Below are 22,035 nucleotides of genomic sequence, written 5' to 3' on the forward strand. Positions count from 1 at the left end.
CTTGCTCTTTGTGAAACGCCTGATACCTGCGAACGCGACGGCAGCTGTGCCCAGCCTGCAGGTCGGTTGATTACATTGCTGAGAACGACATGGATTCGCTTCTGAAACACATGGTGGACATGACCGGCCACCGCGATCACGCGATGCTCGATATTTCCGTGATCTCGGCAGTGCAGGAGCTGGCGGGTGCGGCGCAGACGCGCATACTGGCCATCACGTCCGTGTCGGGACAGCAATACCTACGTGCGCGCGCGACCATCGTGCAGGGCGGTGCGGCGCGCCTGGAAGAATCGCAGGACGGCGTGCTGGGCGAACCGGTGGCCGCCCTCCCCGAACTCAAACGCTGCCTGGCCGAGCACCAAGCGAGCGCGGAAGCGATCACGGCCGACGGCATGCGCGTGCTGTGGCTGCCGATCTGGTTCGGCGACAAGGCCACGACGTGCCTGGAAATCCGCGACGACAAGGCGTTTTCGCACGAGACCGTGTACGTGATCGGTGGCATCGTTGGCGTCTACCGGAATTTCCAGAACCTGCTCGACTACAGCGAGCGCGATTCGCTGACCGGCCTGCTCAACCGCAAGACGTTCGACGACCAGCTGGCGCGCATGCTGCAGAATGCCCACGAACGGGATCCGCGCCTGCCGGGCCAGCCGGAGCGGCGCCAGCACCATGCCCAGGAAAAGCAATGGCTGGCCGTCGTCGACGTCGACCATTTCAAGGCCGTCAACGACAAGTTCGGTCACCTGTACGGCGACGAAGTGCTGATCCTGATCGCAAACCTGCTGCAATCGTCGTTCCGCGCCCAGGACCGCGTGTTCCGCTTCGGCGGCGAAGAGTTCGTCGTGCTGCTGCGCTCGACCACGCTCGACAATGCCTGGAAGATCATCGAGCGCTTCCGCATCAACGTCGAGAGCCATGTCTTCCCGCAGGTGGGACGGGTGACGGTCAGCGTCGGCTTCGTCAGCATCAGCGCATACGATTCGCCTGTGGTCACGCTGGGCCACGCCGACCAGGCGCTGTACTACGCGAAAAGCAATGGGCGCAACCGCGCCTGCCATTACGACGACCTCGTCGCGCACGGCCTGCTGCAGACCGTCGCCTCCAACGACACCGCCGAATTCTTCTGAGGCTCAGGCCACCTGCAGGAAACGCAGCGGGTCGACCTGCCATTTGTCGGGCGATTCGTGGCGCACGATCTTGTCGGCGCCCCCGAAGCCCACGCCACGCGCCAGGTCCACCGTCTCCGGCTTGATATAAGTCTGGCTCTTCGTGCTGTAGAACACGTTGACCTTGGGCGTGAGCAGACTCGTTTCGTGCGGCTCGACGACCACGGCCAGCCGGCCAGATTCCAGCAGGACGAGCGTCCCGACCGGATAAATGCCGACGCAACGCATGAATTCCTGCGTCAGCGCGGGATTGAAATGGAATTTGCTCCACTCGTACATCTTGCGCAGCGCCTCGGCCGCCGGGATGCCCTTGTGGTAGCAGCGATCGGCCGTGATGGCATCGTAGACGTCGACGATCGCGGCCATCTGCGCGAGCTCGCTGATCTCCTGTTCGCCCTGGCGGTCCGGATAACCCGTGCCGTCGCGCCGCTCGTGGTGGTGCAAGGTGATGTCGAGAGGGATCGGACCGATCCCGGACGAACGGCGCAGGATGTCGTAGCCGTCCCTGGGGTGGCGGCGCACGATCTCGAATTCCTCGTCGGTCAGGCGGCCCGGCTTGTTCAGGATGGCGTCCGGCACCAGGGCCTTGCCCGTATCGTGTAGCAGGCCGCCGAGACCGGCCTGGTACGTGGTCGCGGCATCCAGCTTGCGCGAACGGCAGAAGGCAACCAGCAGGGTGCAGACGCTGACCGAGTGCAGGAATGTGTAATCGTCCTTGGTCTTGATGGCGGACAGCCCCAGCAACGCGGATGAATTGCGCAGGATCGAGGCGGTGATGCTCTCGACCATTGGCGACACCTTGTCCATTTCCACCGCCTTGCCCAGGCGCGCATCCTGCATCACGGTCTTGACGAGGCCGGCGGCCTGGCGCCGGATCGCCAGGGCACGGCCGAATTCCTCGGCCAGCGTCGTGCGCAGCGGCGCCACCGGTTTGGCGGCGATCGCGGCAACCTCGGCCTCCGTTGCGGCTTCCGCTTCCGCCACCGTCGGCGCATCGGCCACGTCCAGGCCGCGCGTGCAGTCGATCGTCACGGAGCGGATGCCGGACGTCACGATCTTGCGGATCTCATCCTCGGAGGTGAGGAGGAAGCGGTTGCGGACGAAAGGATGCTCCATCCAGCCGCAATCGAGGTCATGGATGAACATCCCTACGCGCAACCGGGAAGAAGCGACTTTCTTGAGCATGGGCGTCCAGAAGGTGTGTGTTAATCTCGCCGCGACCGACGTCGTTCAAGTATAACAACTTGATCTCGGGAAACTTTTTAATAATAAACTTTTGGTTGCGTTTTGTAGCCATAAAGATACAAGTATTTGCAAGATGGAACTCCGTCAGCTGCGCTATTTCGTTGCCATCGTGGACCATGGGTCGCTGTCGCGTGCCGCACTGGTCCTGCACGTGGCGCAGCCGGCGCTGACCCAGCAATTGCGCCAGCTGGAAGAGGAATTGGGCGTGCAACTGCTGCATCGCTCGGCACAAGGCGTACTCAACACCGACGCCGGCAAAGTGTTCTACGAACATGCACAAGCCATCCTCAAGCAGGTGGCGGATGCGCAGGCCGCCGTCGTGCAATCGGCCGAACGGCCATCGGGCAGCGTCACGCTCGGCCTGCCGCACAGTATTTCGGACGCCCTCGCACTGCCGCTGTTGACGGCCATCCGCCAGCGCTACCCGGAAATCACGCTTCAGCTGACCGAGGAAATCACCGGCAGCCTCGCCGAGCAGTTGCGTGCCGGTCGCATCAACCTGGCCGTGCTGTTCGACGATGGCCAGCTCGGCAGCTTCACCGCCATTCCGCTCGTCGAGGAAGAACTGCGCTTCATCTGCCGCGCCGACGCGACCGCCGCGGCGGGCCATGACAGCCTGACCCTGCGCGATGCGTTGGACACCACCCTGATCCTGCCGGGCCTGCAGCATGGCGTGCGGCCGCGCATCGAAAGCACGGCGCGCGCCGCGGGCCTGGCCACACATGGCGTCATCGAAATCAACTCGATCGCGATCCTGAAATCGGCCATCCTCGCCGGCATGGGCGCCACCATCCTGCCCGTCGCGCCGGTGCTGACGGAGGTCGAACGCGGGGCCATGCGCGCGCTGGCCATCCGCGATCCCGCCATCGCGCGCACCGTCGTCCTGTGCACCTCGCGCAATATCCCGCTCACGAATGCGGCGGCGGCCGTCAGCCGCCTCGTGGTCCAGGTGGCGCACGATCTGTGCGCCGAGGGCCGCTGGATCGGCGCACGGAAAGTGTAGTCCGAGCCATCATTTTTTCTTATGGCTCCATCCCCATTCCGTATTTCCGTATACGTCAACTTGTCTCTACACTTGGTGTAACAGCCGCCAAAGCGGCACCCGGACCCATTCCGGCCAGCGCCTACCCGGCGCGCCTCCGGCACGGGTCCATCTGAAAACACAAAGTTTGGAGACACCATGCCTGACACCGTCCTGGGCCAGGGCGCATCCGCGTCCATCCCTGCCGTGCCCGCCGTTCCCGCCCCCCTCAAAGACGTCAGCCTCGACGACAAGTACACCGCCACCTCCGGCAAGATCTTCCTGTCCGGCATCCAGGCCCTCGTGCGCCTGCCGATGATCCAGAAACTGCGCGACGAGCAGGCCGGCCTGAACACCGCGGGCTTCGTCTCCGGCTACCGCGGCTCGCCGCTGGGCGGCTTGGACGAAAACCTGTGGAAGGCCAAGGGTCACCTGGAAGCGAAATCCATCCAGTTCGTGCCGGGCGTGAACGAGGACCTGGCCGCGACAGCCGTTCTGGGGTACGCAGACCGTGGACCTGATCGGCCCGGCGAAGTACGACGGCGTGTTCGCGATGTGGTACGCGAAAGGTCCGGGCGTGGACCGCTGCGGCGACGTCTTCAAGCACATGAACCATGCCGGCACGGCGCAGAACGGCGGCGTGCTGCTCGTCGCGGGCGACGACCACGGCGCCTATTCGTCGACCCTGCCGCACCAGTCCGACCATATTTTCGCCGCCTGCATGATCCCCGTGCTGTATCCGTCCAACGTGCAGGAATACCTGGACCTGGGCGTGCACGGCTGGGCGATGTCGCGCTTTTCCGGCCTGGCCGTCGCGTTCAAGGCGCTGGCCGACACGGTGGAATCCAGCGCCTCGGTCGACGCCGATCCGTTCCGCGTCGACGTGAAAATCCCGCAGGACTTCGCGATGCCGGAAGGCGGCCTGAATACGAAGCTCTCGTCCATCCCGCTGGGCCAGCAGGCGCGCAATCAGGAAGCCCTGATGCAAGACTACAAGATCTATGCGGCGCTCGCCTATGCGCGTGAAAACAAGCTGAATCGCACGACGATCGACAGCCCGGATGCGAAGCTCGGCATCATCGCGTCGGGTAAATCGTACGTGGACGTGCTGGAAGCGCTGGAAGAACTGGGCATCGACGAAGCGATGGCGGCACAAGTCGGCCTGCGCCTGTTCAAGGTGGCGATGATCTGGCCGCTGGAGCCGGAAGGCGTGCGCGAATTCGCGCAAGGCCTGGACGAGATCCTCGTCGTCGAAGAGAAGCGCCAGGTCGTCGAATACCAGCTCAAGGAACAGCTCTATAACTGGCGCGACGACGTGCGTCCGCGCGTGATCGGCAAGTTCGACGAAAAGGGAGAATGGGTCGCGCCGCGCGGCGAATGGCTGCTGCCGCCGAAGGCCGATTTCTCCGTCGCGCAGGTGGCGCGCGTGATCGCCGGCCGCATCACCCGCCTTGCCCTCGACGACCGCACGCGCGATTTGATCAAGGCCCGCCTCGCTTTCCTCGAAGCGAAGGACGCGGTCTTGAAAAAGGCCGTGACGACGCCGTTCCGCCCCGCTTTCTACTGCTCCGGCTGCCCGCACAACACGTCGACGAAGGTGCCGGAAGGGTCGTTCGCGCTGGCCGGCATCGGCTGCCACGTGATGGCCACGTCGATCTACCCGGAGATGAACAAGCTCACGACGCACATGGGCGGCGAAGGCGCGCCGTGGATCGGCCAGGCCGCGTTCTCCACGGTGCCGCACGTGTTCCAGAACCTGGGCGACGGCACCTATTTCCACTCGGGCTATCTCGCCGTGCGCGCCGCCATCGCGGCCAAGGTCAACATCACCTATAAAATCCTGTACAACGACGCAGTCGCGATGACGGGCGGCCAGCCGGTCGACGGCACCACGTCCGTGCCGCTGATCGCGCGCCAGATGGCGGCCGAAGGCGTCAAGCGCATCGCGCTCGTCACGGAAGACCTGTCGCGTTATGAAGACCGTTCCGCGCTGCCGGCGGAAGTGACGCTGTACGACCGCAGCAGGATGGACGACGTGCAGCGCGAGCTGCGCGAGATCCCCGGGGTGACGGTCCTGATCTACGACCAGACCTGCGCGGCCGAGAAACGGCGGCGCCGAAAAAAGGGCGAGTTCCCGGACGTGGCGAAACGCATGGTGATCAACGAGGCCGTGTGCGAAGGCTGCGGCGATTGCGGCGTGCAGTCGAACTGCGTCTCGATCCTGCCGAAGGAAACGGAATTCGGCCGCAAGCGCGCCATCGACCAGTCGGCGTGCAACAAGGATTATTCGTGCGCCAAGGGCTTCTGCCCGAGCTTCGCCACCGTCGAAGGGGGTACGCTGAAGAAGAACAAGGCCGGCGCCAGCAGGAAGGATGGCGATGATGGCTGGGGTCCGCTGCCGACGCCCGCCCTCCCCTCGATCGCGGCGCCCTACAACATCCTGATCAACGGCATCGGCGGCACCGGCGTCATCACCGTCGGCGCGCTGATGGGCATGGCGGCCCACCTCGAAGGCAAGGGTGCGTCCGTCCTGGACATGACGGGCATGAGCCAGAAGAACGGCTCCGTCACGTCGCACGTGAAGATCGCCGAGACGCCGGAACGCCTGCGCGCCCAGCGCATCGCGACCGGCGAGGCCGACCTCGTGCTGGGTTGCGACATGCTGACGGCCGGCGCGGCCGACGCCATCTCGAAGATGCGCCCGGGCCGCACGATGGTCGTCGTCAACCTGCACGAGCAGCCGACCGGCACCTTCGCCCAGCAGAGAGATTGGGAATTCCCGGCCGACCAGGTCCGTGCGCTGATCGTGGAAGCGGTCGGCGGCGAGGCCGGCGCAGACTTCCTCGACGCGACGAAGCTGGCGACGGCGCTGATGGGCGATTCGATCGCCGCCAACCTGTTCATGCTGGGCTATGCGTGGCAGAAGGGCCTCGTGCCGCTGTCGGAAGCATCGCTGCTGCGTGCCATCGAACTGAACGGCGTCGCCATCGCATCGAACCAGCGCAGCTTCCTGTGGGGGCGCCGCGCCGCCGTCGACCTGCAACGCGTCGAACGCACCGCGATCCCGGCGCAGCCGGTGTTGCTGCAAATGCCGCAGAGCCTCGACAGCGTGATCAGGAAACGCGTCGAATTCCTGACCGGTTACCAGGACGCGGCCTATGCGGCGCAGTACGAAACGCTGGTCGCGCGCGTGCGCGAACGCGAGTCGGCGCTCAAGCTGGGCAACAAGCTCTCGATGGCCGTGGCGAAATCGTATGCCAGGCTGATGGCCTACAAGGACGAGTACGAAGTGGCGCGCCTGTACACGGACGGCCGTTTCGTGGAACAGCTGCAAAGCCAGTTCGACGGCAAGTTCAGCGTGAAATTCAACCTGGCCCCGCCGCTGTTCGCGAAGAAGGATGCCAAGGGCCACCTCGTGAAAGCCGAATTCGGGTCGTGGATGTGGGGTGCGTTCAAGCTGCTCGCGAAGCTGAAAGGACTGCGCGGCACGGCGTTCGACGTGTTCGGCTACACGGCCGAGCGCAAGATGGAGCGCGCCCTCGTCACCGAATACCGTGACATGATCGAGGCGCAGCTGGCGTCGCTGGATGCCGCGAACCACGGCGTCGCCGTCGAGCTGGCGGCACTGCCGGAGCAGATCCGCGGTTTCGGGCACGTCAAGGAACAGGCCGTGGCCGAGTATCGGGCGCGCAGGCAGGAGCTACTTTCCGGCAGCATCAAAAAACGCGCGGCGTAATGCACGGTGGGCTCGGGGAGCCCACCCTACGGCAAGCAAGACGTAGGGTGGGCACCCCGTGCCCACCAAACGCACATCAATGAGCCATTCTTGACGTTTACGTTAACGTCATATACCGTACAAAGAACGTACAAAGAACCCCGGTTCGCTTCCGTTTTCCAAGGAACACCATGAACGACATCACGCCTTCCGCCAAGCTCGACCTGCCGGAGCACGCCAAACTGTCCAACAAAGTCCGCTTCGTCACCGCCGCCTCGCTGTTCGACGGCCACGACGCCTCGATCAACATCATGCGCCGCATCCTGCAGGCGAACGGCGCCGAAGTCGTGCACCTGGGCCATAATCGCTCGGTCGACGAGGTCGTCACCGCGGCGCTGGCCGAGGACGTGCAAGGCATCGCCATCTCCAGCTACCAGGGCGGCCACGTCGAATATTTTAAATACATGATCGACCTGCTGCGCCAGCGCGGCGGCGCCCACATCAAGGTGTTCGGTGGCGGCGGCGGCGTCATCGTCCCGCACGAGATCGAAGAACTGCATGCCTATGGCGTCACGCGCATCTTCTCGCCGGAAGACGGCCAGCGCATGGGCCTCGTCGGCATGATCCGCTCGATGCTGGAAGCGTGCGACGTCGACCTGTCGAGCTATGCGCCGACCACGCTCGAGCCGCTGCAGACGGGTCCGATCGAGCAGCGCCACCGCCCGCTCGCGCAACTGATCACGGCGCTGGAAAACGGCAAGGCGTCCAGCGACCTGCGCAAGCGCATCATGGACACGGCCGAGGGCCTCAAGGTGCCGGTGCTGGGCATCACGGGCACGGGCGGCGCCGGCAAATCGTCGCTGACGGATGAACTGATCCGCCGCATCCGCCTCGACCAGGGCGACCGCCTGAACATTGCCGTGATTTCCATCGACCCGTCGCGCCGCAAATCCGGCGGCGCGCTGCTGGGCGACCGCATCCGCATGAACGCGATCAATCCGTGGAACAAGGATGGGGAAATGCGGACACGCGTGTTCATGCGCTCGCTCGCCACGCGCGAGGCGGGTTCCGAGATTTCGCAGGCGCTGCCCGACGTGATCGCCGCGTGCAAGGTCGCGGGCTTCGATCTCGTCATCGTCGAGACGTCCGGCATCGGCCAGGGCGACGCCGCCATCGTGCCGCACGTGGACGTGTCGATGTACGTGATGACGCCGGAATTCGGCGCCGCGTCGCAGCTCGAGAAGATCGACATGCTGGACTTCGCCGACTTCATCGCCATCAACAAGTTCGACCGCAAGGGCGCCCAGGACGCGCTGCGCGACGTGGCCAAGCAGGTCCAGCGCAACAAGGAATTGTGGAGCAAGTCGCCGGACGAGATGCCCGTCTACGGCACGCAGGCCTCGCGCTTCAACGATGACGGTGTCACCGCGCTGTACCTCGGCCTACTGCCGGCGCTGGCGGAACTCGGCCTGAAGATAGCCACGCCGAAGCTGCCGAAACCCGCCACCAGATACTCGAGCGGCAGGAACGTGATCGTGCCGCCCGCGCGCGCGCGCTACCTGGCCGAGATCGCGGACACCGTGCGCGGCTACCACCGCAACGTCGGCAAGCAGGTCAAGCTCGCGCGCGAGCGCCAGCAGCTGACGGAGACGCAGCGCATGCTGGCCGCCGCCAACCGTGAGGTGGTCCTCGACGACCTGATCACGGAACGCGACAACGCGATGGAAGGCGAGGCGAAGAAGCTGCTCGCGTCCTGGCCGCAGCTGCAAGAGACTTATGCGGGCGACGAGCACGTCGTGAAAATCCGCGACAGGGAAATCCGCACGAACCTCACCTACACGACGCTGTCCGGCAACAAGGTGCGCAAGGTCGCCCTGCCTCGCTTCGAAGACCACGGCGAGATCCTGCGCTTCCTGATGCTGGAAAACGTGCCGGGCGCGTTCCCGTACACGGCCGGCGTGTTCCCCTTCAAACGCGAGGGCGAGGATCCGACGCGCATGTTCGCCGGCGAAGGCGACGCGTTCCGCACGAACCGCCGTTTCAAGCTCGTCTCGCAGGGCATGGACGCGAAACGCCTGTCGACGGCGTTCGACTCCGTCACCCTGTACGGCGCCGACCCGGCGCTGCGGCCGGACATCTACGGCAAGGTCGGCAACTCCGGCGTGTCGATCGCGACGCTCGACGACATGAAGGTGCTGTACGACGGCTTCGACCTGTGCAGCCCTGCTACGTCCGTGTCGATGACGATCAACGGCCCGGCGCCGACCATCCTCGCGATGTTCATGAACACCGCGATCGACCAGCAGCTCGACAGGTTCGAGCGCGACAACGGTCGCAAGCCGAACGCCGACGAAACCGCGACGATCCGTGCCTGGGTGCTGGCCAATGTGCGCGGCACCGTCCAGGCTGACATCCTGAAGGAAGACCAGGGCCAGAACACCTGCATCTTCTCGACCGAGTTCTCGCTGAAGGTCATGGGCGACATCCAGGAGTATTTCGTGCATCACCAGGTGCGCAATTTCTACTCGGTGTCGATCTCGGGCTACCACATCGCGGAAGCGGGCGCGAACCCGATCTCGCAGTTGGCCTTCACCCTGTCGAACGGGTTTACCTTCGTCGAAGCCTACCTCGCGCGCGGCATGCACATCGACGACTTCGCGCCGAACCTATCGTTCTTCTTTTCGAACGGCATGGACCCGGAATACACGGTGCTGGGCCGCGTGGCACGCCGCATCTGGGCCGTCGCGATGCGCGACAAGTACGGCGCGAACGACCGCTCGCAAAAGCTGAAGTACCACGTCCAGACATCGGGCCGCTCGCTGCACGCGCAGGAGATCGACTTCAACGACATCCGCACCACCCTGCAGGCGCTGATCGCGATCTACGACAACTGCAACTCGCTGCACACGAACGCCTACGACGAGGCGATCACGACGCCGACCGACGAATCCGTCCGCCGCGCGCTCGCGATCCAGCTGATCATCAACCGCGAATGGGGCCTGGCCAGGAACGAGAACCCGAACCAGGGCTCGTTCATCCTCGAGGAATTGACGGACCTCGTCGAGGAAGCCGTGCTGCAGGAATTCGAACGCATCGCCGAACGCGGCGGCGTGCTCGGCGCGATGGAAACGGGCTACCAGCGCGGCAAGATCCAGGAAGAGTCGATGCTGTACGAGCACCGCAAGCACGACGGGACACTCCCCATCATCGGCGTCAACACCTTCCGCAATCCGAAGGCGGCACAGGCCCCGGCGACGATCGAACTGGCCCGTTCCACCGACGACGAGAAGCAGTCGCAGCTCACGCGCCTGGAAGACTTCCACCGCCGCCATGCGGACGAGGCACCGGCCGCGCTGGCCGCGCTGCAACAGGCCGCCATCGACAACGAGAACGTGTTTGCCCGCCTGATGGACGCCGTACGCGTCTGCTCATTGGGCCAGATCACGACGGCCTTGTTCGAGGTGGGCGGACAGTATCGCCGCAATATGTAGTCCTGCCCTAGAATGGCTCCGGGGACCATCACCGGAGCCATGTATGCCGATCCAGCCGCAACAACTCGCCGCCCTCATGCGCGAAGTCGAACAGGAAGACCCGATCGACTTCGCGGACCTGCCCTTTCCCGAGGACGACTTGCGTGAACTCGTCGCCAACCACCTGTGCGAGATGGCCGCCTCGATGGAAAACTTCAGTACCGAAGACCGTTTGATGACCCTGCTGGCCGTGTCGGCCAAGCTCGTGCTCGAAAACCTTGTATTGCACGTGCAATTGTTGCGTCGCCATGGCTTGCCCGTCGGCGACAACGTCGAAGCCCTGCTGAGCCGGCTGCGCAAAGGCGAAAACGGCCCAGGATCGTAATATAGTCGTCATATTGTCGAGATATGACGTCAAATGTGACCGACTTCCACCACTTTGGTGGGGGGATTTGCAACACGACGGCAAACTTGTGCGTCTTTGTTAGTATTCCTTCAGGTATTATTGTTGAAGAGGAATCCGCACACCATTGCGGTTACGATACATATCTCGAGGAATGCCAGATGCCGCGTCACCCCAACAAGCTGAAACTTACCGCTGCCATCCTGTCCGGCGCGTTCATGGTCGCCGGGCTGTCCGCCTGCGGCCGCTCCACGCAGTCGACCGAGCAGCTGCTGACTGAAGCCAAGCAGTATCAGCAAAAAGGTGACCTGAAGTCGGCAATGATTCAGCTTAAGAATGCGGTCGAAAAAAGCCCGGAAAACGGCGAGGCGCGCATGGAGCTGGGCAACCTCCAACTCAACATGGGCGATTTCCCCTCGGCCGAGAAGGAATTCCGCAAGGCCCGCTCGAATGGGATCGCCGCCGACCGCGTGCTGCCCCAGCTGGCCAGGGCGATGTCGCAGCAAGGCAAGTTCAAGGAAATCCTCGACGAAGTCACGCCGGAAGTGGCCGCCAAATCGGCGCCGTTGTTGACGCTGCGCGGCGACGCCCTGCTGGCCACCGGCAAGCTCGACGAAGCCAAGCAGGCGTTCGAGCAAGCCCTGGCGCTGAACGCCAATGCCGGCGACGCCCTGCTCGGCCTGGCGCGCTACGCCGTCGCCAAGCAGGACAAGGACGCGGCCGCGCGTTACATCGACGAGGCCGTGGCCAAGGATCCGAAGAATGCGGATGTCTTCATGGCGCGCGGCTCGCTGCTGCGCACGCAGGGCAAGTCCGACGAGGCGCTCGCCGCCTTCGACCAGGCGCTGGCACTGAATCCGCACCATCGCACGGCCCACATCGAGAAAGCCTACGTCAACATCACCCGCGGCAAGTTCGCGGACGCAAAAGCGGAAATCGACGCGGCCGAGAAGAATGCGCCCGGCAATCTGCTCGTGACCTATACCCGCGCACTGTACGAATTCTCGCAAGGTAAGTATTCGGCTGCCCAGGATGCCCTGCAACGCGTACTGAAAGTCGCGCCCGATCACATGCCCAGCGTGCTGCTGGCCGGCGCATCGGAACTGAACCTCGGTGCCTTGCAACAAGCCGACCAGCACCTGCGCAAATACCTGGAATTCAATCCGGACGACGTGTACGCCCGCAAGCTGCTGGCCCAGGCCCAGCTCAAGAGCGCGCAACCGAACGACGCTGCCGCCACGCTCGCGCCGGCACTAAAGAACGCGGCGGACGATCCGCAGGTACTCGCGCTGGCCGGCGAAACCTATATGCAGGTGCGTGACTTCAACAAAGCCAGCGTCTACCTGGAAAAAGCCACGACGCTGGCACCGAAGGCGGCCGGCCTGCGTACCTCGCTCGGCCTGTCCAAGCTGGCCCAGGGCGATCAGGCGCGCGGCCTGTCCGAACTGCAGAAGGCCACGGAGCTCGACCCGAAGTCGGCGCAGGCGACGATGGCGCTGGTCCAGACGGAAATCAGCCTCAAGCATTACGACAAGGCGCTGGCCGCCATCGACGCGCTCGAAAAGCAACAGCCCGACAATCCGCAGGTGCTGACCCTGCGCGGCGCCGTCAACATGGTCAAGGGCGACGTGCCTGCCGCCCGTGCCGCGCTGGACAAGGCCGTGGCCCTGCAACCGACCTTCATCCCGGCCGTCCAGAACCTGGCACGCCTGGACCTCGTCGAGAAGAAACCCGACGCCGCCAAGCAGCGCTACGAAAAAGTCCTGCAGAAGGAACCGAACAACGTCGACGCGATGCGCGCCCTGGGCGAACTGGCGACGATGCAGAATCATCCCGAAGAAGCGACGTCGTGGTTCGAGAAGGCCAGCAATGTGAAGCCGGAAGCCGTCGGCCCGGCGCTCAACCTCGGCCGGCACTATCTGCGTACGGGACAGGCACAAAAAGCGCTGACGCTGGCACGCAAGGTCCAGACCGCCAACCCGACCAATCCCGAATTGGTGGAACTGCTGGGCCAGGCCCAGATCGCCAACAAGGACACGGCTGGGGCGCTGGAAACCTACAGCAAGCTCGTCAACCTGGCCCCGAAATCGGCCGCGCCGCACCTGCGCCTGGCCGGTGTGCACATGCTGATGCAGAACAATAATGCTGCGGCCGACGACCTGAAGCGCGCCATCGACCTGCAACCGAACCTGATCGCCGCCCGTCTCGCCCAGGTCGAGCTCGCCGTGCGCATGGGCCACGGGGACGAAGCGCTGGCCATGGCTCGCCAAATCCAGAAGATCGACGACAAGTCGCCCGTCGGCTACGCCACCGAAGGCGACGTGCTGATGTCGCAAAGGAAGCCGGCGCAGGCATTGCCCGCCTACGACAAGGCGTTCGCGATCGCCAAGGCGCCGGAAATCCTCATGAAATCCCTGCAGGCCATGACGCTGACCGGCAAGGGCAAGGAAGCGCAAGCCCGTGCAGCCCAATTCCTGAAGGACAACCCGAACGACATCCTGGTCGGCATGTACGTCGCCGAGAACCATCTGGTTGCCAAGGATTACAAGGCCGCGATCGCACGCCTGGAAGACATCGTCAAGCGCGCGCCGAACAATGCTGCCGCGCTGAACAACCTGGCGTATGCTTATCAGCAAGTGAAAGATCCGCGCGCACTTGCAACGGCCGAGCAGGCATATAAACTTGCTGAGAACAACGCCGGCATCATGGACACGCTGGGCTGGCTGCTGGTGGAACAGGGCAATACGGGCCGCGGCCTGCCGCTGCTGCAGAAAGCCAGCACCCTGGTGCCGAAGTCGTCGGAAGTGCGCTACCACCTTGCAGTGGGCCTGAGCAAATCGGGCGACAAGGCGGGCGCGCGCAAGGAGCTCGACAAGCTTCTGGCGGACGACAAATCGTTCGCCCAGGCCGATGAAGCGCGCGCATTGCTAAAGGCTTTGTAAGAAGCTAATATACATTAATAAATAAATAATAATCCACGCCCGGCACCGCCAGGGCGTAGGGCGACCAGAACTTCCGTTCGCAGTACGCGAACGTTTTTAAACAATTGGGGAATCCTGCGATGACGACTTTCGACGATTTCAAGGATCCAGAGGGTGGTTCGGCCGCATCCCTATCGGACGCTCATGATTTTGGTGATCGCGATAATATGACGCCCTCGCAATATGAGGATGTTATCGTGAACCACGATTCGTATGGAATCCGGCTTACCGATACTGCGGACGGGCGAAATTCGGCAAGTATGCTGATCAACAAGATGTATGCCTGGCGCGGTTATGCCGGTACCCATCAATTCAGCGACGACCCGAATCGCATTACCCTCACCGCCACCGACAAGGGTGACGTGGTCGGTACGCTCACGATTGGTATCGATTCGCCGATCGGCCTGATGGCGGACCAGATCTTCAAGGAGGAGCTGGACGCGCACCGCAACAAGGGTGCGCGCCTGTGCGAGTTCACGAAGCTGGCGTTCGACCCGTCGGTCCGCTCTAAAACGTCGCTGGCCAACCTGTTTCACCTGGCCGTGATCTATGCCCGCGACATCCACCAGTGCACGGATATCGTCATCGAAGTGAATCCGCGCCATCGCCGTTTTTACGAACGCATGCTCGGCTTCCAGCAAGAGGGCGAACTGAAAGTCAATCCGCGCGTCGAGGCACCGGCCTACCTGCTGCGGGTGAACCTGGAATTCGTGACGGAGCAGATCCAGAAATACGGTGGCACGTTCAGCGCCGATAACAACGTGTCCGAACGTTCGTTTTACCCTTATTTCTTCTCGCCGCGTGAAGAACGAGGCATCATCAACCGCCTCCTGCGCATGGACGAACAACACGCATAAAATGCGCTGTGCGTAGCAGATATCGGTGCTTTCGGCCGTTTTATCGATAAAACCGTTTTTCCTCATCAATGACAAATCCGTTCCGCTATGAACAGGCGTTTTCGCGCAATATCGGCTGGGTAACGCCTGCAGAACAGCAGACCCTGCGCGGCAAGCGTGTCGCCATTGCCGGCGGCGGCGGGGTCGGCGGCGTACACCTGCTCACCCTCGCTCGCCTGGGCGTGGCGAAGTTTCATATCGCCGACTTCGACACCTTCGACATCGTCAACTTCAACCGCCAGGTCGGCGCCATGATGTCGACGGTCGGCCAACCGAAGGCCGAAGTCCTGGCCCGCATGGCCAAGGACATCAATCCCGAAATCGACGTCAAGATCTTTCCTGACGGCGTCAACCAGGGCAATCTCGACCAATTCCTGGACGGCGTCGACCTCTACGTCGACGCACTCGACTTCTTTGCCTTCGACGCCCGCCAGCAGACGTTTGCCGCCTGCGCCCGCCTCGGCATCCCGGCCACGACGGCCGCGCCGCTGGGCATGGGTGCCGCCCTGCTGAATTTCATCCCGGGCCAGATGACGTTCGAAGAATATTTCCAATGGGGCGACCTGCCCGAACTGGACAAGGCCATTCGCTTCGTCGTCGGCCTGGCGCCGGCCGGCCTGCACCGCCCGTACCTCGTCGTGCCGGACGCCGTCAATTTCGCCGAGCGCCGCGGTCCCTCCACGTTCATGGCCTGCCAGCTATGCGCCGGCATCGTCGCCACCGAGGCGCTGAAGATCCTGCTGGGACGCGGCAAGGTCCTGGCCGCGCCGCACGGCGTGCAGTTCGACGCCTATCGTAACAAGCTGGCCCACACCTGGCGCCCGGGCGGCAACGGCAACCCGTTCCACCGCCTGATGATCGCCGTCGCCAAGCGTCAGATGACGCGCCAGCTCGCCGGGAAAGCGGTACAGGCATGAACCAGACCCTCCGCGACATCCTCGACCTGGCGCGCTGGGCGCCGAGCGGCGACAACACGCAGGTGTGGCGTTTCGAAGTGCTCGGCCCCGACCACGTGGCCGTGCACTTCCACGATACGCGCGAGGATACCGTGTACGACTTCCGCGGCCGCCCGAGCCAGATCTCGCACGGCACCCTGCTGGAAACGATGGCGATCGCCGCCACCGCCCACGGGCTGCGCGCCGAGATCACCCGGCGTCCGGACGACCAGGACCACCTGCCCGTGTTCGACGTACGCTTCGTGGCCGATCCCGCTGTGAAGCCGAGTCCGCTGCTGGGCGCCATCACGACCCGCAGCGTGCAGCGCCGCGCGATGAGCACGCGCCCCCTGCTGCCCGAGGAAAAACGTGCCCTCGAGGACAGCGTCGGCCCCGGCTACGAAGTGCGCTGGATCGAAGGCTTCAGCGGCAAACTGGCTGCGGCGCGCCTGATGTTTTCGAACGCCAAGCTGCGCCTGACGATGCCGGAAGCCTACGAGGTACACCGCCGCATCATCCACTGGAACGCACGCCACAGCCCCGACCGCGTGCCCGACCAGGCCCTGGGCGTCGATGCCGCCACCCTGCGCCTGATGAAATGGGCGATGGTCAGCTGGGGCCGCCTGTCGACGATGAACCGGCTGATGGGCACCTGGGCGCCGCGCCTGCAGATGGACCTCGTGCCGGGTCTGCGCTGCGCCGCCCACTTCGTCATCATGGCCAGGCACGCGCCGGAAACGGTCGAGGATCACGTCGCCGCCGGCCGCGCCGTGCAGCGTTTTTGGCTGACGCTGACCCACCTGGGCCTCGCGATGCAGCCGGAGATGACGCCCCTGATCTTTTCCGCCTACGTGCAGCATGGCGAGCCGTTCTCGACCGTCGACAAATTGCACCATTCGGCGCGGCAATTGCAGCAACGTCTGCACAAGCTGATCGGCACCGGCAACGGCCATCCGGTCTTCATGGGCCGGCTCGGCGCAGGTCCGGCGCCCCAGGCCCGTTCGCTGCGCAAGCCGCTCGAAGAACTGATGAAGTAAACCGGCGGCGCGGGATGTCCGCGCCGCCGGCGCCGTCCGCCTGGCACGTTCCCGCAACCATCTTTCTATCGATACCCCTATGGAACGTATCAAAATCCTGTTCTTTGCGGAAGCCGTGACGCTCGCCCACGTCGGCCGCCCCATCGCGCTCGCGCAATCTCTCGATCCCGCACGTTTCGACGTGCACGTCGCGTGCGCGGACGGCTACGAATTCTGCTTCAACGGGACGCAGTTCACCCGCTGGACCATCCACAGCATTCCGAGCCAGCAATTCCTCGACGCGCTCGCGGGCGGCAAGCCGGTGTACAGCACGGCGACGCTCGCCAGCTACGTCGAAGACGACCTGCGCGTGCTCGACGCGGTCCGTCCGGACATCGTCATCGGCGATTTCCGGCTGTCGCTCTCGGTCAGTGCACGGCTGCGCCGGATCCCGTACGTGTCGCTGATGAACGCCTACTGGAGCCCGTACGTCGTGCAGCATTACGCCGTGCCGCACATCCCGCTGACGCGCCTGCTGCCGATCCGCATCGCGAATGCGATCTTCCGCATGGCGCGTCCGGTCGCGTTCGCCTCGCATTCCGTGCCGCTGAACCGCGTACGCCGCCAGTACGGCCTGCCGTCGCTGGGTACCGACTTGCGCAAGGTGTATACGGACGCCGACTACAGCATGTACGCCGACGTCCCCGATCTCTTCCCGCCGAAGAGCCTGCCCCAGCAGCATGCCTACATCGGCCCCATCATCTGGGCGCCGCCGCTGGCCAAGCCGGACTGGTGGGATAAATTGCCGGAAGATAAGCCGATCGTCTACGTCACGCTCGGCAGTTCCGGCCAGGGCCGCCTGCTGCCGCTCGTGCTGGAAGCGCTGGCGCCGCTGCCGGTGACGGTCATCGCCGCCACGGCGGGCACGATCGACGTGGCCAGTGCGCCGACGAATGCGTTCGTTGCCCCTTATCTGCCGGGCGACCTGGCGGCCAAGCGCGCCAGCCTCGTCGTCTGCAACGGCGGCAGCCCGACCAGCCAGCAGGCGTTGGCCGCCGGCGTGCCGGTGCTCGGCATCGCCAGCAATCTCGACCAGTTCCTGAACATGAGCGGCGTCATCAAGGCCGGTGCTGGCGCCCTTCTGCGCGCCGACCGCTTCCGCGCCAAGAAACTGACGCGCCAGGTGCGCGCAATGCTCGACGATCCGGCGCTGAGGGCAGGCGCCCGTCGCGTGGCCGACGCCTTCTCCAACTATCCGGCGGCGCAACGCATGACGGCGTTTCTGGAAGGCGTACAGGCATTCCATCGCCATGCACCGACCACTTACGTGGAGGCCAATTCCGTTGCAACCGAGAATCAAAAAAGTGCGTTAACGAACGCTATTCAGTGACTGTCGGAATTTTTTACAGCAGCCCTCCCCCCGAATCGGGTATTTTTTTGCATTTATTCATAAGTCGTTGATTTAGAACAGCAGAACAACTCCTGGCACGGCATTTGCATTAGGGTTGGCATAAGCCGCATCAATGAACATGCGGTTTAACCGAACAAACCTAACACGCATCCACTTTTGGAGCCTAAATGAAGAATTCGTTCCGCAAACTGATCCCGGTCGCAGCCGCCCTTGGTCTGGTCTTCGCCGCATCGTCGGCACAAGCATTCACCCTGCAAAATGGTGCTGGCGTAACGTACGCATCCAACGTGAATAGCCTGGACTGGAACTCCACCGGCAGCGGCGTTGCCAAAGGCATCGCCAACGGCGTGGCACTGACGCAAGGCAATCCCTTTAATTTCCTGTATCAGGCGAACCTGTCGTCCGTTAATGGCCAGACCACTGGCAACTTCCGCGGCAACCTGGATTCGACCGCGGATGGCGTGGCGAACGACTCGTCGGCTTTCGAGTTCACGATCGTGGCAAAGCTGAGCGAATACGTGAAAACGTCGTCGGCCGATCCGGTCAACAAGACGGTGAGCGCAACCTTCGGCCTGAACAACACCGTCGGCGCCAACAAAGTGGCGATCTTCTACGACACCAAAGCCAACGCCTTCACCAGCGCCGGCACCGGCTTCGACGACGGCGTCATGGTTGCCCTGCTGACCGTCGACCCGGCCAGCACGCTCTCCACGTTCACCACCAACGTCGTCACCGGCAGCGGCCTGGGTTCGACCAAGATGACGGCTTCGATCATGGAAAGCGGCGACTTCATCAACCAGAACTATCTGAAGGGTCTGACGAACGTGAGCTTCAAGTTCGATTCGAACCTGAACCTGCCGGCACTCGACTCGATGACCAGCTCGTTCCACTCTGGCGCCGGCGGCAACACGGACCTGTTCCCGGCGTACGGTGTGACGCCGAACGACCTGGTGTTCAAGGTCGACGGCGCGACCTCCGTCGAGAACGGCCGCGTGCCGGAACCGGCAAGCATCATGCTGCTGGGTATGGGCATGCTGGGCCTGGTCGGCGCCAAGCGCCGCCGCGCTCCGAAGGCCTGATCCGGACAGGCATCGGCATCACGAAAACCGCGGCTACGGCCGCGGTTTTTTATTGTGCGCAACTTTCTTTATGATATGACCGATTTCCTTCACGCATTCTTTCCCAAAAACATCTAAAAACTTTACGCAAGGACACATAAAAAATCGGAATTTTTTACAGTTGGCCTACCCCGGACGCAAGTTTTCGACGTAAGCTTTTGATTTATAAAGAAAAGAAAAGACTGGCACGGGGTTTGCATTAAGTAGGAACAAGCCCGCAGAACGCGGCGCCTATACCGAACAACTTAATAAGCATCCACTTGGAGCCAACATGAAGATTTCGTTCCGCAAATTGATTCCGGTTGCAGCCGCACTCGGTTTCGCATTCGCTGCATCGTCGGCACAAGCATTCACTCTGCAAGACGGTAGCGGCGGTGTCTACGCTACCAACGTGACCAGCCTGGACTGGAACTCGACCGGCAGCGGCGTCGCCAAGGGGATCCCGAGCGCTCAGCAACTGACCGTAGGCAAACAATTCGACTTCCTGTATCAAGCCAACCTGTCCGCCGTCAATGGCAGCACGACCGCCAATTTCCGTGGCAACCTGGACTCGACCGCAGACGGCGCCCCGAACGACTCCTCGGCTTTCGAATTCACGATCGTGGCAAAGCTGAGCGAATTCGTGAAAACGTCCAGCACGGCGGGCACCACGCTGAACGCCAGCTTTGGCCTGAACAACACCCCGGGCGCGAATAAGGTCGCCATCTATTACGACACCCAAGCCAACGCCTTCACCAGCACCGGCACCGGTTTCGATGACGGCATCATGGTTGCCCTGCTGACCGTCGATCCGAACGTCACGCTGTCGACGTTCACCACCGACAGCGCTACCGGCGTCGGCATCGGTTCGACCAAGATGACCGCTGCGATCCTCGAGTCGGGCGACTTCATCAACCAGGACTACCTGGCTGGCCTGACGAGCGTGACGTTCAAATACGACTCGAACCTGAACCTGCCGGCCGGCGACTCGCTGACCAACGGCTTCCACAAAGGTGGCGACGCCCTGTTCCCGGACTACAGCGTGACGACGGACGACCTGGTGTTCAAGGTCGACGGCGCCTTCTCGGTCGAAAACGGCCGCGTGCCGGAACCGGCAAGCATCATGCTGCTGGGTATGGGCATGCTGGGCCTGGTCGGCGCCAAGCGCCGCCGCGCTCCGAAGGCCTGATCCGGACAGGCATCGGCACCATGCAAAACCGCGGCCTCGGCCGTAATGCCGTTCAGTTAAGACTGAACGGCATTTTTATTTAATCGTTGTAAACGCCGGGCATCGCTGTTAACCTTCGTCGCCATGTTCGACGACACTCTGCATTTTCTGGCAAATCATCTTGAGGCTCCCGACTGGGCAAGGTTGGGGGAGCATTTGCCATACGAATGGATCGAGCAGGCCGTCATGAGCACGGAAGCGACGAGTATCCGGCATCGTCGCCTGCCTGCCGAGCAGGTTGTATGGCTGATGGTGGCACTGGCTTTGTATCGGCACAAATCGATCAGCGAAGTGCTGGATGATCTTGGTTTGGCGCTACCGGACGCGCAGACGCCGTTCGTCAGCAAAAGCGCTGCGGCCCAAGCGCGCCAGCGCGTCGGACCTGAGCCCTTGAAGTGGCTATTCGAGCGCTCGGCAAGGCATTGGGTGACGCAGGACAGGATGGCTTACCTGTTCAAAGGACTGCAGCTGTTCGCCATGGACGGGACGACCTTGCGCACGCACGACACTGCGGAAAATCGCAACCACTTTGGCGCCCAGAGCTACGCCAGCGATACGGTCGCCAGCTATCCGCAAGTGCGCGGTGTCACCCTCACGTCGCTGCCCACGCACCTGGTGCATAGTGCCGCGTTCGGCCCATACTCGACCAATGAAATGCTGTACGCAAAGCAGCTTATCGAGGCTATTCCGGATGAATCGCTGACGGTCTTCGATCGAGGCTTTCTCTCGGCCGAAATCTTGTGCGGCCTGACAGGCAGCGGCGCCGAACGGCACTACATCATTCCAGCCAAATCGAACACCAAGTGGGAAGCGCTCGAAGCCGAAAGCGACGATATGTTGGTGCGCATGCGTGTGTCGCCCCAGGCCAGGGCCAAGTGCGCAGAATTGCCCGAGTTCTGGGAAGCGCGCGCGATCACCGTCGTCGACGCACAGGCCCGCAAACGCATCCTGCTGACCTCGCTGCGCGACCGTCGTCGCTACAAGCCAAGCGATATCGCCGCCTGTTACGACAAGCGCTGGGGGATTGAAACGAGCTACCGGGAGCTCAAGCAAACGATGCTCGGCACGGCACTGACGCTGCGCTCGAAAACAACGGATGGCGTATATCAGGAAATCTGGGGAACGCTTATTGCCTACAACCTGATCCGGCTCGAGATCGCCAAGGCTGCGCTGGCGGTGAAGTGCGAGCCGACCGAGGTCAGCTTCATCCGGGCATTCCACCTGATCCAATTCGAACTACACTGGGCCGGCGTCACGAGATCGTATGGAAAATTGCCTGCGTCGATGAGACACTTGCGGGAAAGGCTGGTTAGCCTCCTGAAAGACGAACGGCCCGGCCGCAAATGCGACCGGGCCGTCAAGGCAACGCCAAAGCGTTATGCCGTCCGGAAGGTCAAGAAGCTAGCTTAACTGAACGGCATTACGGCCTCGGCCGCGGTTTTTTTATGGGC

13 protein-coding genes and 1 pseudogene are annotated in these 22,035 nt (G+C 63.1%); 13 read left to right on the plus strand and 1 reads right to left on the minus strand.

Going from position 1 to position 22,035, the window contains the following annotated elements:
- Positions 1–89: 89 nt before the first annotated feature.
- Positions 90–1,127 carry a GGDEF domain-containing protein gene (locus ACL58G_RS03640; RefSeq protein WP_440965226.1) on the plus strand — a complete coding sequence of 346 codons (1,038 nt, stop codon included), beginning with the start codon at positions 90–92 and terminating at the stop codon, positions 1,125–1,127.
- A gap of 3 nt (positions 1,128–1,130) precedes the next feature.
- Here ACL58G_RS03640 and ACL58G_RS03645 read toward each other — a convergent pair whose 3' ends face one another.
- Positions 1,131–2,351 (minus strand): HD-GYP domain-containing protein, encoded by a 1,221-nt coding sequence (locus ACL58G_RS03645; RefSeq protein ID WP_440965227.1) that lies wholly within the window; start codon positions 2,349–2,351, stop codon positions 1,131–1,133.
- Positions 2,352–2,484: 133 nt separating this feature from the next.
- Here ACL58G_RS03645 and ACL58G_RS03650 point away from each other — a divergent pair, with 133 nt between their 5' ends.
- From ACL58G_RS03650 to ACL58G_RS03705, 12 genes and pseudogenes are all read left to right on the plus strand, one after another.
- Complete coding sequence (locus ACL58G_RS03650; RefSeq protein WP_413380564.1) at positions 2,485–3,414, plus strand: LysR substrate-binding domain-containing protein; 930 nt, start codon at positions 2,485–2,487, stop codon at positions 3,412–3,414.
- 177 nt (positions 3,415–3,591) lie between these two features.
- Positions 3,592–7,168: pseudogene (locus ACL58G_RS03655) on the plus strand (indolepyruvate ferredoxin oxidoreductase family protein).
- A 170-nt stretch (positions 7,169–7,338) separates the two neighbouring features.
- Positions 7,339–10,638 carry a fused isobutyryl-CoA mutase/GTPase IcmF gene (icmF, locus tag ACL58G_RS03660; RefSeq protein ID WP_440965229.1) on the plus strand — a complete coding sequence of 1,100 codons (3,300 nt, stop codon included), beginning with the start codon at positions 7,339–7,341 and terminating at the stop codon, positions 10,636–10,638.
- Positions 10,639–10,681: 43 nt separating this feature from the next.
- The gene (locus ACL58G_RS03665) at positions 10,682–11,002 is read left to right on the plus strand and encodes a hypothetical protein (protein WP_413380570.1); all 321 of its coding nucleotides are present in this window, start codon (positions 10,682–10,684) and stop codon (positions 11,000–11,002) included.
- Between the two features lie 179 nt (positions 11,003–11,181).
- Positions 11,182–13,962, plus strand: a complete 2,781-nt coding sequence (gene prsT / locus ACL58G_RS03670) for an XrtA/PEP-CTERM system TPR-repeat protein PrsT (protein ID WP_413380572.1) — start codon at positions 11,182–11,184, stop codon at positions 13,960–13,962.
- Between the two features lie 119 nt (positions 13,963–14,081).
- Positions 14,082–14,858 (plus strand): N-acyl amino acid synthase FeeM domain-containing protein, encoded by a 777-nt coding sequence (locus ACL58G_RS03675; protein WP_413337325.1) that lies wholly within the window; start codon positions 14,082–14,084, stop codon positions 14,856–14,858.
- Positions 14,859–14,926: 68 nt separating this feature from the next.
- On the plus strand, positions 14,927–15,814 hold the full coding sequence (locus tag ACL58G_RS03680) for a ThiF family adenylyltransferase (protein WP_413380574.1): 888 nt from the start codon (positions 14,927–14,929) through the stop codon (positions 15,812–15,814).
- Positions 15,811–16,869, plus strand: coding sequence for a molybdopterin biosynthesis protein MoeY (locus ACL58G_RS03685; RefSeq protein WP_440965233.1), 1,059 nt, complete (start codon positions 15,811–15,813; stop codon positions 16,867–16,869). Before ACL58G_RS03680 ends, ACL58G_RS03685 begins: the two co-directional genes overlap by 4 nt.
- Positions 16,870–16,948: 79 nt before the next feature.
- Entirely contained in the window at positions 16,949–18,238 is a 1,290-nt protein-coding gene (locus ACL58G_RS03690) for a glycosyltransferase (protein ID WP_413380576.1), read from the plus strand.
- Positions 18,239–18,426: 188 nt separating this feature from the next.
- Complete coding sequence (locus ACL58G_RS03695; protein WP_413380578.1) at positions 18,427–19,338, plus strand: PEP-CTERM sorting domain-containing protein; 912 nt, start codon at positions 18,427–18,429, stop codon at positions 19,336–19,338.
- Positions 19,339–19,648: 310 nt separating this feature from the next.
- On the plus strand, positions 19,649–20,545 hold the full coding sequence (locus ACL58G_RS03700; RefSeq protein ID WP_413380580.1) for a PEP-CTERM sorting domain-containing protein: 897 nt from the start codon (positions 19,649–19,651) through the stop codon (positions 20,543–20,545).
- 123 nt (positions 20,546–20,668) lie between these two features.
- Positions 20,669–21,994 carry an IS4 family transposase gene (locus ACL58G_RS03705; protein WP_440963779.1) on the plus strand — a complete coding sequence of 442 codons (1,326 nt, stop codon included), beginning with the start codon at positions 20,669–20,671 and terminating at the stop codon, positions 21,992–21,994.
- The last annotated feature ends 41 nt before the right edge of the window (positions 21,995–22,035 follow it).

Origin of the sequence: Massilia sp. GER05, assembly GCF_052056005.1 — a bacterium.
GTDB lineage: Bacteria > Pseudomonadota > Gammaproteobacteria > Burkholderiales > Burkholderiaceae_D > Telluria > Telluria orientalis.